This window comes from Streptomyces sp. NPDC058291, from assembly GCF_042880855.1.
GTDB lineage: Bacteria > Actinomycetota > Actinomycetes > Streptomycetales > Streptomycetaceae > Streptomyces.
The window spans coordinates 169,114-179,562 of record NZ_JBHVYK010000004.1; the positions used below are offsets into that span (position 1 = coordinate 169,114).

Here is a 10,449-nt window from a genome sequence, read left to right on the forward strand (position 1 = left end):
GTCCACCTGAGGCCCGTCGTGCAGTCGGTCCGCAGCCGCGGGGCAGGTCTGCCCCAGCGGGCTCCTGCCATCCGATCAGGGCGACACACCCCAGCCGTCGCAGTCCGTCCGTCGGGGGTCCGCACCCATGCGCAAGCCGTACGTCCTCCTCCTGCCGTTCCTGCTCTGTCTGCTGTTCGCCGCGCCCGCCGAGGCCGCCGACAACGGCAGCTGGTCGGTCTATCCCGTCTCCTCGGCCGTCGCCGCGCGGCCGTACTTCTACGTCTCGGCCGATCCCGGCCAGACCGTCCAGGACCAGGTCGTCGTCGCCAACAAGACGGACCGGCCCCTGACGTTCCGGCTGTACGCCGCCGACGCCTACAACACCGCACGCGACGGCGGGTTCGCCGTCAAGTCGCGGGGCGAGCGGATGCGGGGCGTGGGCGCGTGGGCGAAGCTCGCGCGCGACCGGGTCACCGTCCCCGGCGGCAGGACCGTCACCGTGCCGTTCACCGTCGAGGTGCCCGAGGGCGCCGAACCCGGCGACCATCCCGGGGCGATCGTCGCCCTCGACGAACGCGTCGACGACGGCGGCGGCGCCCTCGCGCTCGGCGTGCAGCGGGCGGTCGGCGCCCGCGTCTACCTCCAGGTCGGCGGTCCCACGCTGCCCGCCCTCGCCGTCGAGAACGTCCATGTCGGCCACCACCAGCCCCTGGTCCCCGGCCTCGGCGACAGCACGGCGACGATCTCCTACACCCTGCACAACACGGGGAACGTCACCCTGGAACCGAAGGTGCGGCTGACCGCGAGCGGCCTCTTCGGCCGCACGCTCCTGACCCGGGACCTGAAGAAGATCCCCTCCCAGCTGCTCCCGGGCCAGCGCGTCCGCCTCACCGAACGCTGGACCCACGCCCCCCAGCTCGACCGGACGCGGGTCAAGCTGACGGCGAGCGCCGAGAAGACGAGCGAGTCGGCGACCGCGTCCTTCGTGGCGGTGCCGTGGCTGGTGACGGCGTTGCTGACGGCTGCGATCGCAGCAGGGGCGTGGCTGCTGATCAGGCGCCGACGAAGGCGCCCTGAAAGGGTGCGGGGAACTGCGCGACCGGCCCCCACGCACCCGCGGCCGAAACTCGGCCGGACCGCCGGAGGCTAGAGCGCGTCCGGCCCCCGCTCACCCGTCCGCACCCGCACGACCGTCTCGACCGGCACCGCCCACACCTTCCCGTCGCCGATCTTCCCGGTGTGCGCGGCGCGCACGATCGCGTCGATCACGGTCTCGGAGTCGGCGTCCTGGACGACGACCTCGATGCGGACCTTGGGCACGAGGTCGACCTGGTACTCGGCGCCCCGGTACACCTCGGTGTGGCCGCGCTGCCGGCCGTAGCCGCTGGCCTCGGTCACGGTCAGGCCGTGCACGCCGAGCTCCTGCAGGGCCGTCTTGACCTCGTCGAGGCGGTAGGGCTTGACGATCGCGGTGATGAGCTTCATGCCTGTGGCTTGACCTTCTGCGGGGAGAGGACGGAGTGCGCGGAGACCGGGGCGCCGTGGCCCAGGACGCCGTGATCGTATGCCGTCTCGGCGTGCACCGTAAGGTCCAGCCCGGTGTGCTCGTGGTCCTCGTCCGCCCGCAGGCCGATCACCCTGTCGAGCAGCTTGCCGATGCCGAACGTCACGGTGAACGCGTAGGCCGCCACGACGGCCACGGCGACCAGCTGCCTGCCGAGCTGGGCGAGCCCGCCGCCGTAGAGCAGGCCTTCTGCGCCGCCGGTCATGGTGTCGACCGCGAAGACGCCGATCAGCAGCGTGCCGATGACGCCGCCGACCAGGTGCACGCCGACCACGTCGAGGGAGTCGTCGTAGTTCAGCTTGAACTTCCAGCCCACGGCGTACGAGCAGACGACGCCGGCCGCCAGGCCCACGACCAGCGCGCCGAGCAGCGAGACCGAACCGCAGGACGGGGTGATCGCCACCAGGCCCGCGACCGCTCCCGAGGCCGCGCCCAGCGTCGTCGGGTGGCCGTCGCGCTTCTGCTCGACGAACAGCCAGCCCAGCAGACCGGTGCAGCCCGCGGCGAGGGTGTCGAGGAAGGCGGCGGCCGCCAGGCCGTTCGCGCCCAGGGCGGAGCCCGCGTTGAAGCCGAACCAGCCGAACCAGAGCAGGCCCGCGCCCAGCATCACCATGGGCAGGTTGTGCGGACGCATCGCGTCCTTCTTGAAGCCCAGGCGGGGGCCGAGGACCAGGCACAGCGCCAGACCGGAGGCGCCGGAGGTGATCTCGACCGGGAGTCCGCCGGCGAAGTCCAGCGCGCCGAGCCGGTGCAGGATCCAGCCGCCGGGCCCCCAGACCCAGTGGGCGACGGGAACGTATACCAGCAGCGCCCAGACGGGCACGAAGACCAGCCATGCCCCGAATTTCGCCCGGTCGGCGATCGCGCCGCTGATCAGTGCGGCCGTGATGATCGCGAAGGTCAGCTGGAAGGCGGCGAAGAGGAGGGTCGGGACGGTGCCCTGGACGCTGTCCGGACCCAGTCCCGCCATGCCGGCGTGCTCCAGGCCGCCGATCAGACCGCCGGCCACGTCGTCGCCGAAGGCGAGGGAGTAGCCGGCCGCCAGCCACACCACGGTGACCAGCGCGATCGACACGAAGCTCATCATGAGCATGTTGAGAACGCTCTTCGTGCGGACCATGCCGCCGTAGAAGAGGGCCAGGCCCGGGGTCATCAGCAGGACGAGGGCGGTGGCGGCGAGCAGCCAGGCGGTGTCGCCGGTGTTCGCGTGGGCGGCCAGAGTCACGGGGTCTCCAACGATGCGGGGGCTCGTCAGAGGTTCACCGCCGCGCGTTTCCGGTTGTGCACGACCGTGTTTCCGTGACGTTTCATTGCGTGGAGGTTTCCGGGAGCTCACCGGAGAGGGCCGTGCCGCTCGTGTGTACGGCAGTGCTTCGTGAATCAGGGAGAATGGGGGCCATGAGCGTTCGCAACCTGTCATCCGAGCAGTCGGCCGAGTCCGCCCACCGTGCCGGCTTCGCCTGCTTCGTGGGCCGCCCCAACGCCGGCAAGTCCACCCTCACGAACGCTCTGGTCGGGAAGAAGGTGGCGATCACCTCGAACCGTCCGCAGACCACCCGGCACACGGTCCGGGGCATCGTGCACCGCCCCGAGGCCCAGCTGATCCTGGTGGACACACCGGGGCTGCACAAGCCGCGCACGCTGCTCGGCGAGCGGCTGAACGACGTCGTGCGCACCACCTGGGCCGAGGTCGACGTCATCGGCTTCTGCCTCCCCGCCAACGAGAAGCTGGGCCCCGGCGACCGGTTCATCGCCAAGGAGCTCGCCGGGATCAAGCGCACCCCCAAGATCGCGGTGGTCACCAAGACCGACCTCGTGGACTCCAAGGCGCTCGCCGAGCAGCTCATCGCCATCGACCTGCTCGGCAAGGAGCTGGGCATCGAGTGGGCGCAGATCGTGCCGGTCTCGGCGGTCGCCGGCGAGCAGGTCGAGCTGCTGGCCGACCTGCTCATCCCGATGATGCCGGACAGCCCGCCGCTGTACCCCGAGGGCGACCTGACGGACGAGCCCGAGCAGGTGATGGTCGCCGAGCTGATCCGCGAGGCGGCGCTGGAGGGCGTCCGCGACGAGCTGCCGCACTCCATCGCGGTCGTCGTCGAGGAGATGCTCCCGCGCGAGGACCGCCCCGCCGACAAGCCGCTGCTGGACATCCACGCGAACATCTACATCGAGCGCCCCAGCCAGAAGGGCATCATCATCGGCCCCAAGGGCAAGCGCCTGAAGGACGTCGGCATCAAGTCCCGCAAGCAGATCGAGGCCCTGCTCGGCACGCCGGTCTTCCTCGACCTGCACGTGAAGGTCGCCAAGGACTGGCAGCGCGACCCGAAGCAGCTGCGCAAGCTGGGCTTCTAGACGGCTCGCGGGGACATGTCCTGCAGCCCCACCACGCGCAGCAGCCGCTCGTGGTCCTGCGTGCCCGGGCGGGCCGTGTGGACCACCAGGAGCTGGTGGTGCTCATGGCTGAGCATGACCTCGCAGTCCAGCTCCAGCAGCCCCACCACGGGATGCAGGAAACGCTTCGTCGCCCGGTGGCGCGGCGACACCTCGTGGTCGTCCCACAGGCGGGCGAACTCCTCACTGCCCGCGCGTATTCGGCCACCAGCGCGGCCGGCTCCGGATCGTCGGGGCGGGCTGCGGCCACCGCGCGCAGGTTGGCCACGTGGACGCGGGCGTGCTCCGGCCGGTCCTCCTGCCCGCTAGTCGACCCCTTTGATCCGCCTCACCAGCACCGCCCCCGCCAGCCCGAGCACGGCGGCGACCACGTACAGCACCCGGTAGCCGCCCAGATACGTCACGATCGGCGCGGCGAGGGCGGGGGCCGCGACCTGGGGGAGGGAGTTGGCCACGTTGATGACCCCGAGGTCCTTGCCCCGGTCCCCGGCCGTCGGCAGCACGTCGGTCATCAGCGCGAAGTCGACCGACGTGAAGACGCCGAAGCCGACGCCCAGCACCGCCGCCGCCACGATCGCCCCCGACCAGGTCTGCCAGGCCGCGAGTCCCGCCGTGGCCACCGCCATCAGCACGCCCGACCACATCACGAACGGCTTGCGCCGGCACAGCCGGTCCGACCAGACGCCGCCGACGACGACGGTGGCCAGCAGCGTCAGCCCGTTGACCGCCGTCAGGACCAGCACGCCCTGCTCGGGGTCGGCGTGGTGCAGCCGGTCGCGCAGGTAGTACAGGAGGTACAGCAGCACCAGCGCGTTGCTCAGGTTCATCAGGAACCGGGTCAGCCAGGCCCAGCCCAGGTCGGGGTAGCGGCGTGGGCTCAGCCAGAACCCGGCCGCGAAACCCCGCCAGGACCAGGCCGGCCGGTCCCGCGGCGCCAGCCGCAGATCCGCGTAGCGCAGGACGTACGGCGCCACGCCCACCAGTGTGAACACCGCGCACGCCGCGTACCCCGCGCCGACGCCCCCGGCGGCCGTCGCGAGCCCGGTGCCGCCGACCACGCCCAGGATCTGCGCGGCCCCCAGCCAGCCGCCCACCGAACCGCGTTGGAACCGGGGCACCCGGTCGGGGACGGCCGCCGTCACCGCCGCGAAGGCCGCGTTCAGGGCCAGCTGGACCAGGCACCAGCCCAGCGCCATCGTCCAGACCCCGTCCGCGCCCGCGAGCAGCAGCAGCGACAGCGCGCCGCCCGCCGTTCCGGCCACGATCCACGGCGTGCGCCGGCCCCGGCGGGACGTCGTACGGTCCGACAGCGCGCCGAAGAAGGGGTTCGCCGCCAGCGACACCACCGCGCCGACGCCCGTCACCCAGGCGAGCATCGTCTCCTTCGACATGCCCGAACCGGGCGCGAAGTCCTCGGCCTGGGAGGCCAGCAGGATCTGCAGCGGGCCGTACCAGCCCACCCAGATCGCCCCGTTGGCCAGCGACAGGGCCGACGTCCAGCCGCCGCCCACCCGTTCGACGGGCTCGGCCAGCGCCGCCGACGCGGCGCTGTCGGCCGTCGTCATCCCCGCGCCTGTGCTCTCTGGGCCCGCAGCACGTCCCGCAGCCACGCGTACGACGCCTTCGGCGTCCGGGTCTGCGTCGCGAAGTCGACGTGGACCAGGCCGAAGCGGCGCGCGTACCCCTGCGCCCACTCGAAGTTGTCCAGCAGCGACCACACGAAGTAGCCGCGCACGTCGACGCCCGCCTCCAGCGCCTGGTGCAGGGCGCGGATGTGGCCGTCCAGGTAGTCCACGCGGGCCTGGTCGTCGAGGCCTTCGTAGGAGCAGCCGTTCTCGGTGATGACGACCGGCGGAAGACGGTCGCCGTAGCGGTCCGCGAAGGTCGTCAGGAGCTCGGTCAGGCCCTCGGGGACCACCGGCCAGCCGAAGTCCGTCACCGGCACGCCCTCGATCTCCCGGACGGAGAAGGGCAGTTCGGCCGGCATGGTGATCCCGCCGAACTCGATCTCCGTGCCCTGCGGCGCGCCCACCCTGGTGGGGGCGTAGTAGTTGATCCCGTACCAGTCGAGCGGCTCGGAGATCACCTTCAGGTCGGCGGCCACGTCACCCGGCATCAGGTCGCCGAGGCCCTGCGGGTACTCGCCCAGCAGCAGCGGTTCGGCGAACAGACGGTTCAGCAGGACGTCGTAGAAGGCGGCCGCCTCCAGGTCGGCCGGGTCCTGGGAGGCGGGCCAGGTCGGGCCGTGGGAGTTGGCGATGCCGATGTCGTCGGCGCCGGCCGCGCGCAGCGCCTGCACGGCCAGCCCATGGGCCAGCAGCTGGTGGTGGGCGACCGGCAGCGCGTCGAAGAGCAGTTGCCGGCCGGGGGCGTGGGTGCCGAGCGCGTGGCCGAGCAGGGTGTGCTCGGCGGGCTCGTTGAGGGTGATCCACTTGGTGACGCGGTCGCCCAGTCGGCCGGCGACGACCGAGGCGTACTCCGCGAAACGGGACGCCGTGTCCCGCTCCAGCCAGTCCAGGTCCGCCGGCAGGTCCCAGTGGAAGAGGGTGGGGACGGGACGTACGCCGGCGGCCAGCAGCTCGTCGACGAGGCGGTCGTAGAAGTCCAGGCCGCCGGGGTGGTTCACCCGCGGCCAGGAGACCGAGAAGCGGTACGCGTCCACCCCGAGCCCCGCCAGCAGGGCGACGTCCTCGCCGTGGCGGTGGTAGTGGTCGCAGGCCACCGCGGCCGTCGAGCCGTCCTTCACCCGCCCCGGCTCGGCCGTGAACGCGTCCCAGACGGACGGCTCGCGCTCGTCGACCGCGCCCTCGATCTGGTGGGCGGAGGTGGACACGCCCCAGAGGAAGCCTGCCGGGAACGGGGGGATCGGGTGGGCCGCGGCACGCGGATCGTTCGCCATGGGCGGGATCATCCTTACCGCTGGGTAAGGAAGTCAACGCCCCAGCGTGAACTGGCAGTTCGGACGGGGTGCCGGTGGCCGGTCAGGCCCCTTCCTTCAGCACCCGCGCGATCAGCGTCCGCTGCTGCGCGGTGAGCCGGGGGTCGGCCGCGTAGACCCGCTCGCCGTCCACCGTGATCTCGTAGCGGAACCCGTCCGGAACCCCCTGCGGGGGCGCGCCCCGGCCGCCGGCCACCGCCTGCTCGGCCAGGGCGTGCCACTCGTCGGCGTCGGGCCGCCCGGCCGTGTCCACCTCGGCCTGCCGCTCGATGCCCGCGAACCCGCCCGTACGCCTCACCTGAATACGCATGGGTCCCTGTGTAGTACGGAACTACAGGATCCGCACCCCGACCTGCTCCCAGGCCTTCTTCACGGCCTGCGACTCGTCGCCGCCGTCGCCGAACCGCTCGCGCGCGGCCTTCACGGTGAGCCCGGCGAAGTCGGTGAAGAACGCCTTCTCCCCGAGCTCGCCGCCGGTCAGCACGTCGTACCAGATCTGACCCGCCTTCTCCCAGGCGTGGCCGCCGAGAGCGGTGGCGACGAGGTAGAACGCGTGGTTGGGGATGCCGGAGTTGATGTGGACGCCGCCGTTGTCGCGGCCGGTGCGGACGTAGTCGTCCATCGTCGAGGGCTGCGGGTCCTTGCCGAGGACGTCGTCGTCGTACGCGGTGCCCGGAGCCTTCATCGAGCGCAGGGCGGACCCGGCGACGCCCGGGGCGAGCAGGCCCGCGCCGATCAGCCAGTCGGCCTCGGAGGAGGTCTGGCCGAGCGAGTACTGCTTGATGAGCGAGCCGAACACGTCGGACATCGACTCGTTGAGCGCTCCCGGCTGGCCGTAGTAGGTCAGGTTGGCCGTGTACTGGGTGACGCCGTGGGTGAGCTCGTGCCCGATCACGTCGACGGAGTTGGTGAAGTCGACGAAGATCTGGCCGTCGCCGTCGCCGAACACCATCTGCTCGCCGTTCCAGAAGGCGTTGTTGTAGCCCTCGTCGTAGTGGACGCTGGCGTCCAGGGGCAGACCGTCGCCGTCGACGGAGTGGCGCTGATAGGCCTTGAGGTAGAGGTCGAAGGTCGCGCCGAGGCCGGAGTAGGCGCGGTTGACGGTCGTGTCGCGGCCGGGGTCCTGGCCCTCGGAGCGGACCTTGTCGCCGGGCAGGTCGGTGCCGTGTCGGCAGTCGTAGATCGTCCGCAGCGGCTGGTCCGTCGGCGCCTTGGTCGCCGGTGCGGCGGCCAGGCGGAACTCCGTGGTCACCCGGCGGCGGGCGCGCAGCGCGCTGTCGCGCAGCAGGGTGCGCCGGGCCGGGCCGGAGAGTGCGGGGTCGTCGTTGCGCGCCAGCCGGTCGAGGACGTGCGGCGGTACGACGGTGCAGAAGACGGGCTCGAAGCCCCCGTGAGTCGTCATGTCCCGCACCCTTGCACTGCGTTACTCCCGTGTCACCATCAGCAACCATGATCGGTGAAAAACGGTGACAAATACGGCAGAGACCCGATCCGGAGTGGTATGGCGCACGTTTTGTCCCTTTTCCATGGGACTGGTCCCGGCGGTCCCGCATACTGATACGGATCCGCGCGACCTGAGCGGCTCGGCTAGGCTGCGGAGCACTATGCGTTACGGGCTGCTTCTCCTTAGCTGCCGCGGCGAGGGCCTGCAGTAGAGGCCGACCCCCTCCCCGCGGTGCTTGGTGTTGCGCGTCGGCCGTCCTTCCGCCCGGACATTCTCCGGTCACCCCGAGGAGCCCACGCCCCATGGCGAACCGCCAGCAGCCCAGTCACATGCCGATCCACAAGTACGGACAGTACGACCAGGTCGACATCCCCGACCGCACCTGGCCGGACAAGCGGATCACCGTCGCCCCCCGCTGGCTCTCCACCGACCTGCGCGACGGCAACCAGGCCCTGATCGACCCCATGTCGCCCGAGCGCAAGCGCCGGATGTTCGACCAGCTGGTCAAGATGGGCTACAAGGAGATCGAGGTCGGCTTCCCGGCCTCCGGCCAGACCGACTTCGACTTCGTGCGCTCGATCGTCGAGGAAGAGGGCGCGATCCCGGACGACGTCACGATCTCCGTACTGACCCAGGCCCGCGAGGACCTGATCGAGCGGACCGTGGAGTCGCTGAAGGGCGCCAGGCGGGCGACCGTCCACCTGTACAACGCCACGGCCCCCGTGTTCCGCCGGGTGGTCTTCCGCGGCTCCAAGGACGACATCAAGCAGATCGCCGTCGACGGCACCCGCCTGGTGATGGAGTACGCCGAGAAGCTGCTGGGCCCGGAGACCGAGTTCGGCTACCAGTACAGCCCCGAGATCTTCACCGACACCGAGCTGGACTTCGCCCTGGAGGTCTGCGAGGCGGTCATGGACGTCTACCAGCCGGGACCGGGCCGCGAGATCATCCTGAACCTGCCGGCGACCGTCGAGCGCTCCACCCCCTCGACCCACGCCGACCGCTTCGAGTGGATGAGCCGCAACCTCTCCCGCCGCGAGCACGTCTGCGTCTCCGTCCACCCGCACAACGACCGCGGCACCGCCGTAGCCGCCGCCGAGCTGGCGCTGATGGCCGGCGCCGACCGCGTCGAGGGCTGCCTGTTCGGACAGGGCGAGCGCACCGGCAACGTCGACCTGGTCACCCTGGGCATGAACCTGTTCTCCCAGGGCGTCGACCCGCAGATCGACTTCTCCGACATCGACGAGATCCGTCGCACGTGGGAGTACTGCAACCAGATGGAGGTCCACCCGCGCCACCCGTACGTGGGCGACCTGGTCTACACGTCCTTCTCCGGCTCCCACCAGGACGCCATCAAGAAGGGCTTCGACGCCATGGAGGCCGACGCGGCCGCCAAGGGCGTCACCGTCGACGACATCGAGTGGGCGGTGCCGTACCTGCCCATCGACCCCAAGGACGTCGGCCGCTCCTACGAGGCCGTCATCCGCGTCAACTCGCAGTCCGGCAAGGGCGGTATCGCCTACGTCCTGAAGAACGACCACAAGCTGGACCTGCCCCGCCGGATGCAGATCGAGTTCTCGAAGATCATCCAGGCCAAGACGGACGCCGAGGGCGGCGAGGTCACCGGCGGCGCCATCTGGGCGACCTTCCAGGACGAGTACCTGCCCAACCCCGAGAACCCGTGGGGCCGCATCCAGGTCCGCACCGGCCAGTCGACCACCGACACCGACGGCGTCGACACCCTGACCGTCGAGGCCACCGTCGACGGCGAGGACACCGTCCTAACCGGTACCGGCAACGGTCCGATCTCGGCCTTCTTCGACGCCCTGCAGTCCATCGGCATCGACGTGCGCCTGCTGGACTACCAGGAGCACACGATGAGCGAGGGCGCCTCCGCGCAGGCCGCCTCCTACATCGAGTGCGCGATCGACGACAAGGTCCTGTGGGGCATCGGCATCGACGCGAACACGACGCGTGCGTCGCTGAAGGCGGTCGTCTCGGCCGTCAACCGCGCTACCCGCTGACCACCCCGACCGGCGGTTTGGGGGGGCCCCCGCGGGCGGGGGCAGCGCCGTGGGCCCCCCGGTTTTGCGTACCCGCCCCGGGGCGGGTCGGGGAAAGTTGGGCATG

Annotated in this window: 9 protein-coding genes and 1 pseudogene; 3 read left to right on the plus strand and 7 right to left on the minus strand. The window is 71.2% G+C overall.

The window, feature by feature from the left end; translation table 11 throughout:
• The first annotated feature begins 127 nt into the window (after positions 1-127).
• Positions 128-1,132 carry a WxL protein peptidoglycan domain-containing protein gene (locus tag ACFVYK_RS03755; RefSeq protein WP_389768085.1) on the plus strand — a complete coding sequence of 335 codons (1,005 nt, stop codon included), beginning with the start codon at positions 128-130 and terminating at the stop codon, positions 1,130-1,132.
• On the opposite strand, the gene ACFVYK_RS03760 is transcribed toward ACFVYK_RS03755, so the two are convergent.
• Both ACFVYK_RS03760 and ACFVYK_RS03765 read right to left on the minus strand, forming a co-directional pair.
• Positions 1,129-1,467, minus strand: a complete 339-nt coding sequence (locus ACFVYK_RS03760; RefSeq protein ID WP_389768087.1) for a P-II family nitrogen regulator — start codon at positions 1,465-1,467, stop codon at positions 1,129-1,131. The genes ACFVYK_RS03755 and ACFVYK_RS03760 overlap by 4 nt on opposite strands.
• Complete coding sequence (locus ACFVYK_RS03765; RefSeq protein WP_389768089.1) at positions 1,464-2,771, minus strand: ammonium transporter; 1,308 nt, start codon at positions 2,769-2,771, stop codon at positions 1,464-1,466. The genes ACFVYK_RS03760 and ACFVYK_RS03765 overlap by 4 nt, the downstream gene beginning before the upstream one ends.
• 173 nt (positions 2,772-2,944) lie before the next feature.
• On the opposite strand from ACFVYK_RS03765, the gene era reads away from it, so the two are divergent.
• On the plus strand, positions 2,945-3,898 hold the full coding sequence (gene era, locus ACFVYK_RS03770) for a GTPase Era (protein ID WP_389768091.1): 954 nt from the start codon (positions 2,945-2,947) through the stop codon (positions 3,896-3,898).
• On the opposite strand, the pseudogene ACFVYK_RS03775 reads toward era, so the two are convergent.
• The 5 genes and pseudogenes from ACFVYK_RS03775 to ACFVYK_RS03795 form a co-directional block, all read right to left on the minus strand.
• A pseudogene (locus ACFVYK_RS03775) lies at positions 3,895-4,235 on the minus strand (transcriptional regulator); the annotation flags it as partial. The gene era and the pseudogene ACFVYK_RS03775 sit on opposite strands and share 4 nt — an antisense overlap.
• Before the next feature lie 7 nt (positions 4,236-4,242).
• Positions 4,243-5,502 carry an MFS transporter gene (locus ACFVYK_RS03780; RefSeq protein ID WP_389768093.1) on the minus strand — a complete coding sequence of 420 codons (1,260 nt, stop codon included), beginning with the start codon at positions 5,500-5,502 and terminating at the stop codon, positions 4,243-4,245.
• Entirely contained in the window at positions 5,499-6,836 is a 1,338-nt protein-coding gene (locus ACFVYK_RS03785; protein WP_389768095.1) for a GH1 family beta-glucosidase, read from the minus strand. Before ACFVYK_RS03785 ends, ACFVYK_RS03780 begins: the two co-directional genes overlap by 4 nt.
• 82 nt (positions 6,837-6,918) lie before the next feature.
• Positions 6,919-7,185: a protealysin inhibitor emfourin gene (locus tag ACFVYK_RS03790; protein WP_389768097.1), complete on the minus strand. Its 267-nt coding sequence runs from the start codon at positions 7,183-7,185 to the stop codon at positions 6,919-6,921.
• Positions 7,186-7,206: 21 nt separating this feature from the next.
• Entirely contained in the window at positions 7,207-8,277 is a 1,071-nt protein-coding gene (locus ACFVYK_RS03795; RefSeq protein ID WP_389768099.1) for a M4 family metallopeptidase, read from the minus strand.
• A gap of 344 nt (positions 8,278-8,621) precedes the next feature.
• On the opposite strand from ACFVYK_RS03795, the gene leuA reads away from it, so the two are divergent.
• Positions 8,622-10,343 carry a 2-isopropylmalate synthase gene (leuA, locus tag ACFVYK_RS03800; protein WP_389768101.1) on the plus strand — a complete coding sequence of 574 codons (1,722 nt, stop codon included), beginning with the start codon at positions 8,622-8,624 and terminating at the stop codon, positions 10,341-10,343.
• Positions 10,344-10,449: the final 106 nt, after the last annotated feature.

Excerpts from the sequence above, each read along its gene's own strand:
- ACFVYK_RS03755 (WP_389768085.1), top strand. The coding sequence starts at position 128 with ATGCGCAAGCCGTACGTCCTCCTCCTGCCGTTCCTGCTCTGTCTGCTG.
- ACFVYK_RS03760 (WP_389768087.1), bottom strand. The coding sequence starts at position 1,467 with ATGAAGCTCATCACCGCGATCGTCAAGCCCTACCGCCTCGACGAGGTC.
- era (WP_389768091.1), top strand. The coding sequence starts at position 2,945 with ATGAGCGTTCGCAACCTGTCATCCGAGCAGTCGGCCGAGTCCGCCCAC.
- ACFVYK_RS03780 (WP_389768093.1), bottom strand. The coding sequence starts at position 5,502 with ATGACGACGGCCGACAGCGCCGCGTCGGCGGCGCTGGCCGAGCCCGTC.
- ACFVYK_RS03785 (WP_389768095.1), bottom strand. The coding sequence starts at position 6,836 with ATGGCGAACGATCCGCGTGCCGCGGCCCACCCGATCCCCCCGTTCCCG.
- ACFVYK_RS03790 (WP_389768097.1), bottom strand. The coding sequence starts at position 7,185 with ATGCGTATTCAGGTGAGGCGTACGGGCGGGTTCGCGGGCATCGAGCGG.
- ACFVYK_RS03795 (WP_389768099.1), bottom strand. The coding sequence starts at position 8,277 with ATGACGACTCACGGGGGCTTCGAGCCCGTCTTCTGCACCGTCGTACCG.
- leuA (WP_389768101.1), top strand. The coding sequence starts at position 8,622 with ATGGCGAACCGCCAGCAGCCCAGTCACATGCCGATCCACAAGTACGGA.